Origin of the sequence: Bradyrhizobium sp. Bra64 (genome assembly GCF_024519875.1) — a bacterium.
GTDB classification, from domain to species: Bacteria; Pseudomonadota; Alphaproteobacteria; order Rhizobiales; family Xanthobacteraceae; genus Bradyrhizobium; species Bradyrhizobium japonicum_G.
In genome coordinates this window covers 1-15,622 of the sequence record NZ_JALJRD010000005.1, presented here as the reverse complement: position 1 = coordinate 15,622, position 15,622 = coordinate 1, and the positions used below count along the sequence as shown (strand labels likewise).

15 protein-coding genes are annotated in these 15,622 nt (G+C 65.0%); 3 read left to right on the top strand and 12 right to left on the bottom strand.

Annotated elements, in window-relative coordinates; genetic code table 11:
- Window positions 1-16: 16 nt before the first annotated feature.
- The 3 genes from clpA to NR187_RS16930 form a co-directional block, all read right to left on the bottom strand.
- Window positions 17-2,425, bottom strand: a complete 2,409-nt coding sequence (gene clpA / locus NR187_RS16940) for an ATP-dependent Clp protease ATP-binding subunit ClpA (protein WP_211385834.1) — start codon at window positions 2,423-2,425, stop codon at window positions 17-19.
- A 289-nt stretch (window positions 2,426-2,714) separates the two neighbouring features.
- Entirely contained in the window at window positions 2,715-3,047 is a 333-nt protein-coding gene (gene clpS, locus NR187_RS16935; protein WP_211385833.1) for an ATP-dependent Clp protease adapter ClpS, read from the bottom strand.
- 558 nt (window positions 3,048-3,605) lie between these two features.
- A complete protein-coding gene (locus NR187_RS16930; RefSeq protein WP_211385832.1) occupies window positions 3,606-3,941 on the bottom strand; it encodes a phasin family protein in 336 nt (111 codons plus the stop codon).
- Window positions 3,942-4,329: 388 nt separating this feature from the next.
- Between NR187_RS16930 and NR187_RS16925 the strand changes: the two genes are divergently transcribed.
- Window positions 4,330-6,177, top strand: a complete 1,848-nt coding sequence (locus NR187_RS16925; protein ID WP_211385831.1) for a D-alanyl-D-alanine carboxypeptidase — start codon at window positions 4,330-4,332, stop codon at window positions 6,175-6,177.
- Between the two features lie 223 nt (window positions 6,178-6,400).
- On the opposite strand, the gene NR187_RS16920 is transcribed toward NR187_RS16925, so the two are convergent.
- From NR187_RS16920 to NR187_RS16905, 4 genes are all read right to left on the bottom strand, one after another.
- Window positions 6,401-7,126, bottom strand: coding sequence for a DnaJ domain-containing protein (locus tag NR187_RS16920; RefSeq protein WP_256807087.1), 726 nt, complete (start codon window positions 7,124-7,126; stop codon window positions 6,401-6,403).
- A gap of 64 nt (window positions 7,127-7,190) precedes the next feature.
- Complete coding sequence (locus tag NR187_RS16915) at window positions 7,191-7,940, bottom strand: VWA domain-containing protein (protein WP_256807086.1); 750 nt, start codon at window positions 7,938-7,940, stop codon at window positions 7,191-7,193.
- 149 nt (window positions 7,941-8,089) lie between these two features.
- Window positions 8,090-8,950, bottom strand: coding sequence for an alpha/beta fold hydrolase (locus NR187_RS16910; protein ID WP_211385828.1), 861 nt, complete (start codon window positions 8,948-8,950; stop codon window positions 8,090-8,092).
- A 344-nt stretch (window positions 8,951-9,294) separates the two neighbouring features.
- The gene (locus NR187_RS16905; RefSeq protein WP_211385827.1) at window positions 9,295-10,218 is read right to left on the bottom strand and encodes a division plane positioning ATPase MipZ; all 924 of its coding nucleotides are present in this window, start codon (window positions 10,216-10,218) and stop codon (window positions 9,295-9,297) included.
- Window positions 10,219-10,502: 284 nt separating this feature from the next.
- On the opposite strand from NR187_RS16905, the gene panC reads away from it, so the two are divergent.
- Entirely contained in the window at window positions 10,503-11,354 is an 852-nt protein-coding gene (gene panC / locus NR187_RS16900; protein ID WP_211385826.1) for a pantoate--beta-alanine ligase, read from the top strand.
- On the opposite strand, the gene NR187_RS16895 is transcribed toward panC, so the two are convergent.
- The 5 genes from NR187_RS16895 to NR187_RS16875 form a co-directional block, all read right to left on the bottom strand.
- A complete protein-coding gene (locus NR187_RS16895; protein WP_211385825.1) occupies window positions 11,351-11,791 on the bottom strand; it encodes a DUF1489 family protein in 441 nt (146 codons plus the stop codon). The two genes, panC and NR187_RS16895, sit on opposite strands and share 4 nt — an antisense overlap.
- A 42-nt stretch (window positions 11,792-11,833) precedes the next feature.
- The gene (locus tag NR187_RS16890) at window positions 11,834-12,817 is read right to left on the bottom strand and encodes a hypothetical protein (protein ID WP_256807085.1); all 984 of its coding nucleotides are present in this window, start codon (window positions 12,815-12,817) and stop codon (window positions 11,834-11,836) included.
- Between the two features lie 154 nt (window positions 12,818-12,971).
- Window positions 12,972-13,175, bottom strand: a complete 204-nt coding sequence (locus NR187_RS16885; protein WP_007611353.1) for a hypothetical protein — start codon at window positions 13,173-13,175, stop codon at window positions 12,972-12,974.
- A 177-nt stretch (window positions 13,176-13,352) separates the two neighbouring features.
- Window positions 13,353-13,721: a YidB family protein gene (locus NR187_RS16880; protein WP_211385823.1), complete on the bottom strand. Its 369-nt coding sequence runs from the start codon at window positions 13,719-13,721 to the stop codon at window positions 13,353-13,355.
- Between the two features lie 86 nt (window positions 13,722-13,807).
- On the bottom strand, window positions 13,808-14,470 hold the full coding sequence (locus NR187_RS16875) for a glutathione S-transferase family protein (protein WP_211385822.1): 663 nt from the start codon (window positions 14,468-14,470) through the stop codon (window positions 13,808-13,810).
- 124 nt (window positions 14,471-14,594) lie between these two features.
- Here NR187_RS16875 and NR187_RS16870 point away from each other — a divergent pair, with 124 nt between their 5' ends.
- Complete coding sequence (locus NR187_RS16870) at window positions 14,595-15,341, top strand: DUF599 domain-containing protein (protein ID WP_211385821.1); 747 nt, start codon at window positions 14,595-14,597, stop codon at window positions 15,339-15,341.
- The last annotated feature ends 281 nt before the right edge of the window (window positions 15,342-15,622 follow it).

Here is a 15,622-nt window from a genome sequence, read left to right as displayed (position 1 = left end):
ATTCATTGCGCGCGGATCAGACCTTGACCAGCGGGCCCTTGGAGGTCGGCCCCTTCGAGCCGCCGGGGCCGCCCGGCTTGGACTTGCCCGGCGGACGCTTGCGGGCGCCGGGGAGCTTCTCCTGCTTCGGCGTGACCGGGCCGTCGAGGAACTCGAAGCCGATCTTCTCCTTGGTCTCGTCGGCCTCGTCCTTGACGAGAACGACGCGAACGTGGCCGCCGCCCTTGAGCTTGCCGAACAGCACTTCGTCGGCCAGCGGCTTCTTGATGTGCTCCTGGATCACGCGGGCCATGGGACGTGCGCCCATCTGCTCGTCGTAACCATGCTGGACCAGCCAGACCTTGGCGGGCTCGGACAGCTCGATGGTGACGTCGCGATCGCCAAGCTGCGCCTCGAGTTGAAGCACGAACTTCTCGACCACCGTGCCGATCACCTCGACGCTGAGATGGCCGAACGAGACGATGGCATCGAGGCGATTGCGGAATTCCGGCGCGAACTGCCGGTTGATCGCCTCGTGGTCGTCGCCTTCCCGCTTCGAGCGCGTGAAGCCGAACGCCTGCTTGGCGAGATCCGCCGCGCCAGCGTTCGTAGTCATGATCAGGATCACGTTGCGGAAGTTGACCTGCTTGCCGTTGTGGTCGGTGAGCCGGCCGTGGTCCATGATCTGGAGCAGCACGTTGTAGAGGTCGGGATGCGCCTTCTCGATTTCATCGAGCAGCACCACGCAATGCGGATGCTGGTCGACGCCGTCGGTGAGCAGACCGCCCTGGTCGAAACCGACATAGCCGGGAGGCGCGCCGATCAGGCGCGAGACGGTGTGCCGCTCCATGTATTCGGACATGTCGAAGCGCAGGAGCTCGACGCCGAGGGAGGCCGCAAGCTGCTTGGCAACCTCGGTCTTGCCGACGCCGGTGGGACCGGAGAACAGGTAGCAGCCGATCGGCTTCTCCGGCTCGCGCAAGCCCGCGCGTGCGAGCTTGATCGAGGCGGCGAGCGACTCGATCGCCTTGTCCTGACCGAACACGGTGCGCTTCAGGGTCTGCTCGAGATGCTTGAGCACCTCGGCGTCGTCCTTCGACACGCTCTTCGGCGGAATCCGCGCCATCGAGGCGATCGTGGTCTCGATCTCCTTGATGCCGATGGTCTTCTTGCGCTTGTTCTCGGCGACCAGCATCTGCGCCGCACCGGATTCGTCGATCACGTCGATCGCCTTGTCCGGCAGCTTGCGGTCGTGGATGTAGCGCGAGGAGAGCTGCACCGCGGCCTCGATCGCCTCATTGGTGTATTTCAGCCGGTGGTAATCCTCGAAATACGGCTTGAGACCCTTGAGGATCGCGATCGCGTCCTCGACCGTCGGCTCGTTGATGTCGATCTTCTGGAAGCGCCGCACCAGCGCGCGGTCCTTCTCGAAGTGCTGCCGGTATTCCTTGTAGGTGGTCGAGCCCATGCAGCGGATGGTGCCCGAGGCGAGTGCCGGCTTCAGCAGGTTCGAGGCATCCATCGCCCCGCCCGACGTCGCGCCCGCACCGATCACGGTGTGGATCTCGTCGATGAACAGGATGGCGTTGGGATGCGCCTCGAGCTCCTTCAGCACCTGCTTGAGGCGCTCCTCGAAGTCGCCGCGATAGCGCGTGCCGGCGAGCAGCGTGCCCATGTCGAGCGAGAACACGGTGGCAGCCGCCAGCACCTCCGGCACCTCGCTGTCGACGATGCGCTTGGCGAGGCCTTCGGCGATCGCGGTCTTGCCGACGCCGGCCTCGCCCACGAACAGCGGATTGTTCTTCTGCCGGCGGCACAGCACCTGTATCGCGCGGTTGATCTCGGAATTGCGTCCGATCACCGGATCGATCTTGCCGTCGCGCGCCTTCTTGTTGAGGTTGACGCAATAGGTCTCGAGCGCCTCGCCCTTCTTCTTTGCGTCCTCGCTGCCTTTGGTCTCGGTCTCCTCGTCGACGCCGCGTACCGGCCGCGCCTCGGACACACCGGGCCGCTTGGCGATACCATGGCTGATGTAGTTGACCGCGTCGTAGCGCGTCATGTCCTGCTCCTGCAGGAAATACGCGGCGTGGCTTTCGCGCTCGGCGAAGATCGCGATCAGCACGTTGGCGCCAGTCACCTCCTCGCGGCCGGACGACTGCACGTGGATCACCGCGCGCTGAATCACGCGCTGGAAACCGGCGGTCGGCTTGGCGTCGTCGGCGCCGTCCGTCACCAGGTTCTCGAATTCGGTCTCAAGATAATTGACGAGGCTCGTACGGAGCTTGTCGAGATCGACGCTACAGGCGCGCATGACCGCGGCTGCATCGGAGTCGTCGATCAAGGAGAGCAAGAGATGCTCGAGCGTCGCGTATTGGTGATGACGCTCGTTTGCGATCGCCAGTGCACGATGCAGGGATTGTTCAAGGCTTTGAGAAAAAGTCGGCATTCGCGTCCTCTATGGCCCCCACCATCATGATCGCCATCGCCCGGTCAGGCAACAACAACCTTTGTCACATATAGGTATACAATATCGCCGCGAAAGACCGGTTCCGCGACTCAGGCGGATGCGCACCTGCGCCGGTTACGATGCAAGACCCGTTCCCATTTGGGCGCGATCGGGGCCCGTGCAGAATTCCAAGGCTTTTCCGGCGGCGACGAACATCGCGCGCAGACATCACGTGGCGATCACATTGCGACATGCACAAGAGGCGGCTTCGAACGCGCCGTGAGAGGCCTTACTTCTTTTCCATCACGCATTGTAGCGGATGCTGGTGCTTGCGGGCGAAATCCATCACCTGCGTCACCTTGGTCTCGGCGATCTCGTAGGTGAACACGCCGCACTCACCGATCCCGTGATGGTGGACGTGCAGCATGATCTTGGTGGCGGCCTCGGCGTCCTTCTGGAAGAATTTCTCCAGCACGTGGACGACGAATTCCATCGGCGTGTAATCGTCGTTCAGGATCAGCACACGATACAGGTTCGGCCGCTTGGTCTTCGGTTTGACCTTGGTGATGACGGACGTATTTGGCGCGGCAGGACCGCCGGAACGGTTCTCGTCGTTGCTCATCCGGGGAGCGTGGGCCGCGGAGGCCGCGGACAGGTCTGGTCTGGAAGACAATTGCGGCATGGCTCAGGCGTTCAAATTCCCCACGGAAGCGTATGGCAGTACACTGCGCAGCCCCAGCCTTCGGAGCTTCGCACAGGCGCGCCGCCCTGTCGGATCGCCGCTTCCAGCCGGTCCGGTTCGAGCCGGATTGGCTTCACCGAATATGGGCCCGCCCCCGGCTCGCCGCAAGCGTGCGACGGCTCGGCCGACGGCCGCAGCGGCCCCGATTCCCGGTTCGGGCGATCCTCACCGAGGTTAATCAATCCGGACCGATTTGACAAAACCTTCCGCCCCGCCCGCTTTGAAGGCGTTTGATCAGGAACCGGCCGCCGTCGCGGCTGGCACGATCTCGCGCAGGATGCCTCCGGATTTCTACGGTGCGAACACCGCCGAATTCAATTCGAGGACCTCGGTACGCCGTTGTCGAAGCTGCGTGGCGCGCCGAAGCGAATCCCCTGCGACCAAGAAAAAAAGCCCGGCATCAGCCGGGCTTTTCGATTCCAGGACTTCCAGAGAACGTTAGTTGGCCGGAGTGAACTTCGACACGATGGTCTCGACCGGCTTGAATGCCTGCTTGGCGAGGTCGCTGTAGAGGCCGGCGATCTTCTGCGATTCCGCAACGAAGGTCTCGTAAGCGGAACGGGCGAAATCAGTCTGCGCTTCCATGGCCTTGTCCAGCGACTTCACGCCGGAAAGCTTCTCGACGAAGGACTTGGTGTCTTCGAACGACTTCTTGGTGTAGTCGCCATAGGCGCTGGCGATCGCCTGGAGGCCGTGCTGCACCGAGGTCGCGGAGGCAACGTACTGCTCGAAGTGCTCTTTCCCGTAGTTCTGAAAGTCTTCAACCTTGAACATCTTGGAATCCTTTTCCCTGACTTTGTCGGGAAGCCCCGGCTCCCTGACTCTGCCCACAATTAGTGCAACGCACAAAAAAGTCAAGAATCTTGTGCGTCGCACAAAATTAACATGCAAATCGCTGAGATTCCCGGGGTTTCCCGCAATGGTTCCTTAAGCATTTGGAAACCGCGGCCCCCTACTTTGATTCCCTGGACGTGTTCAACTTCCGCAAGCGGCCAAAAGCCGTTTGAGAACATCACCTTAGCCAGAACAGCGGCTCAGGTTCAACGTCTCCCGCGGCGAACACCAGCGGACGGACAGCCTGAGCAGGTAATGATCCCGGGTCCATTGGGCACAATTTCGCCTCACGGGCCGGTGATCAAGTCAGAAACGGGGACGGGGTTTCATGCTTCGTAAAAACTTGTCTTCCTCGCGCTTGGCGCGGGTTGGCGTTTTCGGGCTTCTTACGGTCACCACCGCGGTCATCTTCACCACCGATGCTGCCGAGGCGCGGCGCCACCGGCGTCATTACGCGCATCACCGGGTACAGCGCGATATATCCGAGAGTTCCAGCCCGAAATTCGCGTCGATCATCGTCGACGGCAATTCCGGCTCCGTGCTCCAGGCGACGAGCCCCGACGGTATCCGCCATCCGGCGTCGCTCACCAAGATCATGACGCTCTATCTGCTGTTCGAGCGCCTCGAGTCCGGCAAGATGAAGCTCGACACCGAGATGCCAGTGTCCCAACACGCCGCCGATCAGGATCCGACCAAGCTGAACCTGCGCGCCGGCCAGACCATCCGCGTCGAGGACGCGATCAAGGGTCTCGTCACCCGCTCCGCCAACGACGCCGCCGTGGTGATCGCGGAAGCCATCGCCGGCGACGAGGACGACTTCGCCACCATGATGACGCGCAAGGCGCGTTCGCTCGGCATGTCCAAGACGGTCTACCGCAACGCCAACGGCCTTCCCAACGACGAGCAGGTCACGACCGCGCGCGACCAGGCCACGCTCGGCCGCGCCATCCAGGAGCGCTTCCCGCGTTACTATCGCTATTTCGCGACCTCGACGTTCAACTGGCACGGACAGTCGATCCGCAATCACAATCACCTGCTCGGCAGCGTCGAGGGCGTGGACGGCATCAAGACCGGCTACACCCGCGCCTCCGGCTTCAACCTTGTGACCTCGATGCGCCGCGGCAACCGACACCTGATCGGCGTGGTGCTGGGCGGCCGCAGCGGCGGCTCGCGCGACGCCATCATGCGCAACCTGCTCGCGGAGAACCTCGACAAGGGCGCGACCACTCACACCGTTGCCGCGGTTACCGAGCGCAACGGCTCCGACGCCAGCACCGAGGTCGCCGACGCGTCGGATACTCCGGCGCGCCCCGCCCCGCAGGCCCAGGCCGCAGCGGCCCCTGCTCCTGAAGCAGCCCCGTCACGTCTCGCCGCGCGCCTGTCGACGCTCGCAGCTGCGACTGCCGCGGTGCCACCGGCTCAGCCCAGGCCTGAAATCAACAAGCCCGAAGTTCGGCCGACTGAATCCAAAATCGAGCCGGCGCCGCTCACCAATGGCGTGATCTCGAGCCAGCCGCTCTCCATCATCCCCGGCTCGTCCGAGCCGATGAAGCCGGTCCGGGTCAAGACGGTTCAGGTCAAGGCCGGCGCCGTGAGAGTCGCCTCCGCTGCCCCAACTCAGGTCGCACCGCAGGTTACGAGCACGATTGCGCCCCGCTCCGACGTCGCGGAAACCTCCGGCGCCGTGGTCGCGCGGGCAGACCTCATCAACAGGCCCGAGATCGTCAGCCATCCGGAAGCGCCGAGGGCCGAGATGGCCCGGACCGAGCTGCCGCGGCAGCCGGCGGGCTTCGGCACCGGCAACGGCATCCTCGGTGTGCTGCCGGCCGCAACCGCGGCCGCCGCCCCGGCGGCCCCGAGGCTCGCTTCAGCCGACCCGGCGCCGCAGCCGATCCAGATGAGCTCCACCACCAGGCCCGTCGTCACCCACAGCGGCTGGATCGTCCAGGTCGGCGCACTCGAGAGCGAGAACGAAGCCCAGCAGCGCATAGACGCTGCGCGCAGCTCGGCCCGCGGCCTGCTCAGCAAAGCCGATCCGTTCACCGAGCCGGTCGTCGCCAAAGACAATCGCAAGCTCTACCGCGCCCGCTTCGCCGGGCTCGAGCGCGACCAGGCCGAAGCCGTCTGCCGCGCCCTGAAGCGCGCCGACATCTCCTGCATCACCGTTCGCAACTGATCTTTCGCACCGCTTCGATCAAGATGCCCGCGCCTTGCGCGGGCATTTTGATTTTCGGGGTCCGGTGATGACAAGGCCGTTCCACGACAACCTCTCGTCAAGGATTTACGGTTAAAACTTTACTCAAGGGATCGACCACGCCGGCAATGGCGGGCATCGGGGCGACGGCAAACAGAGCAAGCGGGACTCACGCGGGACTGGCGTTTGTAGCGTGGTGCCGGAGTTAGCCGTTATGCGTACGAAGCAGAGTATCCTTGGCCTCGTTTACACGGGCAGCGAGATACGTCGAGCCCCCCTGGTCGGGATGGAGTTTCTTCATCAGGGACTTGTGAGCCCGGCTGATGTCGTCACGTCCCGCCCCCGGCTGCAAGCCAAGGATCTGGTAGGCTTCCTCCGTCGTCATTTTGCCGGTCGCAACCGTGGGACGCTGCCCCCCTGCCGCGTCGCCCTGCGCGTTCTGACGCCAAGCGGGAAACCGGCGGTCCAGATAGCTTTCAAGTAGGGCCACGCTCTCGGCATCGAACGCCGGGACCATTGCCAGCAGGCCTGCAAGATCGAACTCGTCGAGATCGCGCCCAGCGTGAGGCCCGGCGACGATCTGGCCCGCGAGTCGGCCAGAATCGTGGTCGAGCCGCATGTCCAGGAATTGCGAGCGCACACGCGAGGCCTGTCCGGACGGGCGCGTCGCGCCGCCGCCGAACAGCCCGCCGATATTGCCGAAGCCGGCGTTCGCCAGCGGCGTCCAGCCGAGCAGCCCGGCGCCGAATATGCCGAGCGGGATCGCCACCGCCAGTTCGCCCCGCAGGCCCGTGAAGGCTGCGACCGCCAGCGCGACGACGCCGCCGCCGAACTTGATGGTGCGCGCCAGCACCGCCGGATTCGCGGAACGGAACATCTGGAGCAGCAGATAAAGCGTGATAATTGCGACAACGCCGGCGATCAGGGTCATGGCCGGAATATAGTCGCGTCACGCCGAAAAAGCATGCCGTTGCATCCCGCCAGGCAAACCCGCCTCACTTGAGCTGCTCGATCAGCTTCGCCGCGCCGTTCGCGGTTTTGGCCAATTGCAACAGCGCCTCGCGGCCGCCGGCGGCATAGGCCGCGGCTGCGCGCAACAGCTCGCGCAATTGCGCCGCCGCGCCCGGATCGAACCGGCACCACGCCCCGCCGGTAAGCCGGGCGATCTCGCGAAAGGCCTGCTCGGCCACTGCGTCATGGCCTTCCTGAAACATGAACACGGGCACCTTGAGCATGCCTAGCTCGCCGGCCTTGGCGCAGAGTTCGTCGACCTTCTCCTCCATGGCGTCGCCGACGAAGACAACGGCACGCACGCCGGACGCGACCGCCTCGCGCCGCGCCTCGCTCAGCACCTTGCCGATCTGGGTATCGCCGCCGCGGCAATCGATCTTGCTCATCAGCGCCGCAAGCCTGGCGCTGTCGGAGATCCATGCCGTGGCGCGACACTCGTTGAAGCCGCGATAGTAGACGAGCCGGATGTCGAGGCTGCCGAGCGCGGCGGTTTCGCGGAACATGTCGGCCTGCAGCGCGCACGCCATGTCCCAGGTCGGCTGCCGGCTCATCGTCGCATCCAGCGCGAAGATCAGCCGGCCTTTCGCACCGGGAGCGTGCGGCGACAGCGCACGCGCCTTGGCGACGAAGGCCGCGATGTCCTCCGAGGTCGCCGTCCCCGCCTGCGGCACTGCGCCGCCAGATTGCGCCGAGACGGCATCGCGGCCGCGCGGTTTGATGGGTTCGCCCGACATCTCTTGACCCTGCGTGAGCGGCTAATGTGGTCAGCGCGTGCAGCCCGGTCAATGAGCAAAGCCCCCGCCAGCGGAGGCCGGCAGGGGCTTTGAAATCGCTGCTGACGATGAGGGCGATGTCAGCGAGTAGGCTGTCAGCGAGGAGGCTGTCAGCTCTTGGCGGGCGCCATCAGAGCGACCGGACCAGGCTCGAGAATCTTGGGCGGGGAAGCCTGCGTGTTGACCGGCGCCACGTCGCTGTCGGTCGCGCTCAGGAATTTGTCGAGCATGCCCTGAATCGAGTTCTTGGCCACATCCGGACCGGTGTCGCGCATGTCGTTGTGCTGGAATTCGGTTTTGACGACCTGGATTCCGGCCTTTTCGCACTCCTCCTCGGTCGGGATCACGCCCGCATCGGTCTTAAACTGCGGATCCTGCGAACGGAACGACAGGATCTTGAACTTGCCGGCGGTGACGAAGGGCACACGCAGATTGTCGAGCGTGACGACCTTCTTGACCTCATCCGGATACTGCTTGGCGAAATACATCGTGATGTCGCCGCCCATGGAGTGGCCGACCATCGTCACCTTGGCGTAGTCGGCGTTGGGCTGAACCTTCTTCATCTCCTGCATGGCGAGATGGATGTTGGCGACGCCGCGCAGAATCTGCGGCAGGCGGCCGACATAGAGCTCGCCCGGTTTGGTCACCATCGGAGGATCGGTCGGCAAATCATGCTGCGGGCTGACGACCATGTAGCCGCGCGCGGCGAAGATGTTGGCGAGGAAACCGTACTCGGTGTTCTTGACGGTATTGCCGTGATTGATCACGGCAACGGGCAACGTGATCATGCCGGCATTGGCCTGCATTTCCTTGTCGCGGCGGATCGCGATGTCGACGGGCACCGGACGGTTGTCGCGCGAAGCGTCGTAGAAGGTGATGGTCTCGTGCTTGATCGCCCACTTGCTCGCGGTGAAATAGGCGACGCCACAGAGGGCACCGACGGAAACCAGAACGGCAATTCCACGCTTCATTTTCGTCCTCAGCCTCAGGCTCTTTTGCGGCCTGATCCCTGTTGAAAATCGTGTTTCTTCCGGAGCTCTTCGGCCCCTGGTCGCCTATTCCCTAATATATGTCACAGCCGCGTGACAGGAAGGCTAAATATTGTGAATTGGCAGCCCTTTCATTGTGCGTCGCACGCGTTTCTTGGGCACCCACTTTCTTACGGCTACGTGAGGGTGCAGGTCACCATCCGACGCAACCGGTCTCGATTGGGTTCAATTTTGCAGTAAACGCGTGGTGAAAACGACCGAGCGCAGGCTGGGTTCCGGCGGGAGGCGACGGCTTTATCGATTGGAAGTAGCGATATACCGCCGCCTCAGGCGCCGAGGATGTCGTGGACCTCGAGCGGCTTGTCGACCTGATTGAACCACTCGGCGCGGTTCGCCGCCCGGCGGCGGCCGCGCTCGTCGAGCGGCAGCTTGAGCTGACGCAGCAGGCTCGTCACCTCCTCCCGCGCGGTGAGATGGCCGAGATTGGGCCGCATGCCGAGCGTGGCTTCGTCGATCTCGTCGAGGGCGGTCAGGCCACGCGGGAAGAACTCGCGATAGACGACGCGCTCGGCGAAGCCGTCGACGTAGCGGAAGCCGAGTCGCAGCGACAAGTCCTTGAGGCCCTCGGCAACCAACTGCTTGTTGCGCGAACCGAGCATGGACAGGCGGTTGCGCACGACGATCCAGTCGGTGGTCGCGCCGTCGAGCTGGCGGCGCTTGCGGCGGGTATCCCGCACCATCTCGGCGTAATGGCTCTCGCCCGTGACGGCGTAGTTCGCCGGATCGACGGTGCCGAGCACATCGAAATCGAGGAAGCTGTCGTTGATCGGGGTCACCAGCGTATCGGCCATCGAGTGCGCGAGCCGCATCAGGTAGCTGTCGGTACCGGGCGTATCGATCACGATGAAGTCGAAGCTGCGCTCGACCGCAGAGACCGCCTCCATGAACTGCTGGAACTCGGAATTCTCGTTCTCGGCGATCTGCATGGTCTCGCCGAGCTTGATGCAGCGATGCACCGGCAGTTCGAGGTCGAGCTTGGTGCGGCGTGCCCAGGCGGAGCGGTTGCCGATGTAACGGGTAAAGCTCTGCTGACGGCAGTCGAGGTCGATGGTGGCGACGCGCTGGCCGGCTTTCAGGAGCGCCACCGCAATGTGCAGGGCGGTGGTCGACTTGCCGGAGCCGCCCTTCTCGTTGCCGAGCACGACCACATGCGCCGAGCCGGACTGGCCTTGGCTAGCTTGCACAAGCATCGCGATCCTCAACACCCCCGACGATGATCTTCGAATTGGCCGCGTCTGCGGTCAAGTGAAATGCGTGACAGGTCATGCAAATCGCAGCGCGCCGTTTTTCATCATGAATCGCTGTGCCGCCTCGCGTCTGTGATCCAGCCCACAATGTCGCGACATCCTCCGCAGGCTTGCGCGGGATGCTGTGCCGCATCCGGATGCATGGCGTCCATGACGCCCGCTTGTTAAGGTTAGCCGGCCGGACCACGAGCCGCGCCCGCTCCAAATCCCAACCCCGCCGAGTCCCGATGTCGCCACGCCCCTTGATCGCCCGCACGGTCCCTGCCCTGCGACGCGCCGTCGACAATCTTCGCAAGCGCAAGGCCACGATCGCGCTGGTGCCGACCATGGGAGCGCTCCATGACGGGCATGTGTCGCTGGTGCGCCTTGCCAAGCGGCGCGCAAGCCGCGTCGTGGTGTCGATCTTCGTCAACCCGACGCAGTTCGCCCCGACCGAGGATTTCGGCGCCTATCCGCGCACCTGGAAGGCCGACATCGCCAAGCTCGCGGCCGAGGACGTCGATGTCGTCTGGCATCCCGGCGCCGAGGCCATGTATCCGGAGGGCTTTGCGACCCGCATCGTGCCGGAGGGACCGGCGCTGGCCGGCCTCGAGGACCGCTTTCGGCCGCACTTCTTCGGCGGCGTCGCCACCGTCGTCGGCAAGCTGTTCACGCAATGCCGGCCGGACGTCGCGATCTTCGGCGAGAAGGACTTTCAGCAATTGCGGGTGGTGACGCAGATGGCGCGGGATCTCGACCTCGGCGTCAAGGTGATCGGCTCCCGCACCGTCCGCGAGCGCGACGGGCTCGCGATGTCCTCGCGCAACGTCTACCTGTCGCCTCAGGAGCGGCAGACCGCGACCACGCTGTACCGCGCCATGAAGGAGAGCGCCGCGCGCATCCGTGCCGGCGAGGCGATCGCCCCCGCGATGGCGCACGGGGCCGGGATGATCACGGCCGCCGGCTTCGCGCTCGACTATTTCGAGCTGCGCCACGCCGCGACGCTGGCAGAGGTCGCCTCGCGCAAGGACGGCCCGTTGCGGATCCTGGTCGCCGCCAATCTCGGTAGCACCCGGCTGATCGACAATCTCGCGGTTTAGAGCAATCCGAGATCGCGCAGCTCGCGGCGCATCGGCTCGGGCATGGCCGCGATCGAGCCGGCGGCGGACTTGCCGAGATCGGGCGGCACGGATTCATCGGCGAGATAGCGCCAACCCTGGAACGGCCGCATCGGTCGCGGCGACACCGGGATCACCTTCGGCTGCATCACGATCCGGCAGCGTCCGATGCCGTCCTTGTCGCGGAACGGCTCGATGCCGATGATCTTTTCGCGCGCGGCGATCTCGCCCTTGATTACCCAATAGAGCGACCCGCCCGACAGAATCTCCGCGTCGCGCTTGGGCACCATGCGGGTGATGTGGATGTGATGTTGCGGCAGACCCTTCTTCTTGGCGGTCTGCATCCGTTCGGCGATCCACTCCTTCAATTCCTTGACGGAGTCGCAGCCGACGGCGAGCTTGATCAGATGTAGTGGCATGCCCAAGCATTAGCCGGGCAGCCACCCATTTGGAATGCCGATCTACTCGTTATCCGCAGCTGCGGGAGCCGCGGCCGGCGGTGCGAGCGGAACCGGTGCTGCCGCCGGCGCCCGCGCAGCCTTCGGTGCAGGCGGCTTCTTCGCGGCCGGTGCGGCGTGCACTGCGGCCTGCGCCGCGGCCGCAGCCGGCGCGCGCGGAGCCGGCGCTGCGGCTGCGTTTGCGGCCGGCGCCGCCTGGCGGGCCGGCGGCTCCGGATTCATGATGCTCACCGGGGGCGTCGACGAGGCGCTCGGGAACTCCGCATTGGTGGGCTTGCCCGTCGGCATCGACGGCGGCAGCCCGGCAAGCGCAGCCGTGGCCGGCATCGACGGCGCCGCTGCGGGCGCATTCCAGGTCGGCGCATAGCGTGCGACCAGCGTGTCGTAGAGATGGGAATCCATGTTGGCCGCGACCTGTTGCTGATCGCTCAGCGAGCGGAAGGCCGCGCAGTCGAACTGCGTGCAGCCGTCGCGCGCGACCAGCACCTGCGCGACCAGGCCATAGCGATCACGCTCCAGCGACTTGCGCAGCACCTTCGTGTCGAGCGTCAGGCCGTTGTCGGCGGTTGCCGCATCGCCGAGCGCGGTCAGCCGGTCGATGCGGGCCGCTGTGGCGGCGACGGCCGCGGCCGCCGCGTCAGGCGCGCCGAACAGCGCCTTCTCGCACCCAATGGCCACAGCATCGCCGGCGAGATCGTCGAGACAGGACAGCGCCGGCAGGCTCGCGGTGACGGCGGCCTGGGCGCGCGCCTCGGTCGGCATGGCCTGCCCCGCCGGTCCATAGACGCGCACGGTCGCAGCCACGGCTGTGGCAATCGCGATCAGCGTAATGACGGCCAGCGCGCCGTTGGCGACCGATCTCTCGGCGCGCGGCAGCGTGATCAGGAGAATCAGTCCGAAGAAGCCGGCAGCCGCCAGCGTCATCCACATCGGAAAGGCCGGCGAGCGCCAGATTTGATCCAGCGAAGTGGCCCATGCCCAGTTCATGCGCGACGTCCCCTCACGCGAGCAAAGAGCGAATGGTCAAAGCGAGCACCGCGAACCGGCAACCGCCCCGGCCCACCTTGTGAAGGTGAAGCGGGCCTTTTGACGGCGGCAGGACACAAATTCCCGGAGGCGCCGATGCCGGCGGCGTCGGCCTTCAGGACAGCGCGAGCTGGCTTTCCTTGGCGACGCGTTCGAAGGCTTCGGTCGAGCTCTTGATCCGATACTGGCAGTCGTCGCCATCGGTCGGCAGCAGACGGATGACCTCATACGAGCCGCTGGCAGCGGGGCGCGCGACGTTGCTGGCCGTGAACAATACGCGCGCTCCAATCGGGAATTTGTGCTTCAACACCCTCTCCATCACTCAAACAGCGCCTGCCCCGCCCATGGTCCCACTGCGGCGGCCGGCCGGAAACCCGCCCGTCATATAGCATGCGACCGGGCTTTTTGGCCAGCAGTATGCGGCATGGCAAAGGCACCAATTTTGCAGTCTTTTCAGAGTGATCGGCCAGCGGATGATACCGCCGGAACCGGCCCTTCAGGCGCTATGGGGCAGATGGCCGTCGGGGCTGGCGTGGTCCACGGCCTTGGGCACTTCCTGGGCCAGAATCTGGCCGAGCTGGTCGACCGGGATGTTGTAGCGCGCAGCCAATTGGCGAACGGTGTCGCTGCCGAGCACGGCGCGGAGCTGGTCGGCCGAGATCGGCAGGTTCTGGCCGTTGCCGAGCCAGGATTTGACCTGTTCGCCGAAGCCGGCCTGCTGGAGCTTGGCGACGATCGCGCTGAGGCCGCCCTGATTGTTGCTGCCGAGCACCTCGTTCAGCACGGCCGGCAACACGGCGGCGCCGAGCTGGCCGAGCGCACTGCGGAGCGCGGGGTTGTTCTCCAGCGAGTCCAGGATTCCCATGGCCGTCTGCTCTCCTTGCCGATCACCGGGCGATTGAGCGCCGCCGGCTTGCTCAACGTCAAGCGAGGCCCGATCACGATTGCGGGTTACATGGTCTCGAACTTTGCGATGACGAGCGTCTCGGCGAGCCCGTCCTTGGTCCATTCCTGGAACGCCGGCAGACCGAGCATCGTGTCCATGTAGGCCTGGGTCTCCGGCGTGACCTCGATCGCGTAGGTGCGGAAGCGGTGCACGACCGGGGCATACATCGCATCCGCCGCGCCGAAGCGGCCGAACAGGAAAGGTCCGCCGGCACCATACCGGGTCCGGCACTCGCGCCAGATCTCCTGCACGCGCGCGATGTTGGCCTTGGCGTCCGCCGACAACGGCACGGGACCCACGGGGCGGTGCAGGTTCATGCCGCATTCGTTGCGCAGGGCCATGAAGCCCGAATGCATCTCGGCGCAGACGGAACGGGCGTGGGCGCGGGCGGCGACATCGTCCGGCCACAGCTTCTTTTCCGGATAACGCTCGGCGATGTATTCGATGATGCTGAGCGAATCCCACACCGTGAGATCGCCATCGACCAGCACCGGCACCTTGCCGGCGCGACTGAAGGAGATGATCTGCTCCTTGTCCGCGGGATTGTCGGTGTAGAGCGGGATGACGGTCTCCGCGAACGGGATGTCGTTGGCGCGGAGCGCGAGCCAGGGCCGCATCGACCATGACGAGTAGTTCTTGTTGCCGATCGCGAGTTTCAGCGCAGCCATGTCACCAGTCCTTCTCGAGAGTCTGCCGGATGCGGCTGCTTTTAGCGCCAACGCGTGCCACCAATCAATCGTTGCCGGGCTGGATCATGCGTGGCAATCGTTGCGATCTCGCGAGGAGACAGACATGAGCAGGCATTGGGTCGACATCACCGCGATCAGCTTCTTCGTCATCGAATGGCTGGTCTATGCCATGACGCTCGAGCACTCGGCCTATGGCCGCAACAGCCTGTCGGCGCGCATGAACGGCTATCGCGAGGTCTGGGTCCGCCGCCTGCTCGATCGCGAGGCCCGTATGGTCGACATGCAGATCATGGCCTCGCTCCAGAACGGCACCGCGTTCTTCGCCTCGACCAGCCTGTTCGCGCTCGGCGGCGCTCTGGCGCTGCTGCACGCCACCAACGACGCCATCACCATTTTGGGCAAGCTGCCGATCGACCTCAGCACCTCGCCCGCGATGTGGGAGCTGAAATGCGTCGGCCTGGTGCTGATCTGCGTCTACGCCTTCTTCAAGTTCGCCTGGGCCTACCGCCTGTTCAACTATGTCGCGATCCTGTTCGGCGGCATGCCGCCGGCCTCGCAGCGCGGCACGCCGCAGGCCGAAGCTCATGTGATCCGCACCTCGCGTGTGTTCGAGTCGGCCGGCCGCCACTTCAACCGCGGCCAGCGCGCCTTCTTCTTCGCACTCGGCTATCTCGGCTGGTTCGTCAGCCCCTGGGTGCTGTTCGTGACCACGGCAGCCGTGGTGATCGTGACCTGGCGACGTCAGTTCGCCTCCAGTGCATGGGCTGCAATGGCGCCGGAGGTGGCGACCGACGGCGACGCGATGCAGAAGCGCGGTCATTGGGCTCCGCAGCGCGAGAGCGAGATGTGACGCATGCTTTCTCCGCGTGCTCATGCGAGCGCAATGACGGAGCGAGGGGTGACATCACAGTCCTGCGACACACATTTCGACTTGCAGGCACGCCTTCGCGTCCTCGCGGCGCAATTCGCCCGAGCTTTGCTTGGTCGCTCCACCCTCTTTAAGCCAAGAGGGCGCAGGGAAGGCCGGGTGCCGGCTGGCACCCGCGGTCCGCTGCGCGAAAAGCACACGCAGAGAAAACCGCACAGCAGCATACAGGTGTAGCCAATCACTCGGCCTTCCCTGCGCAGTGG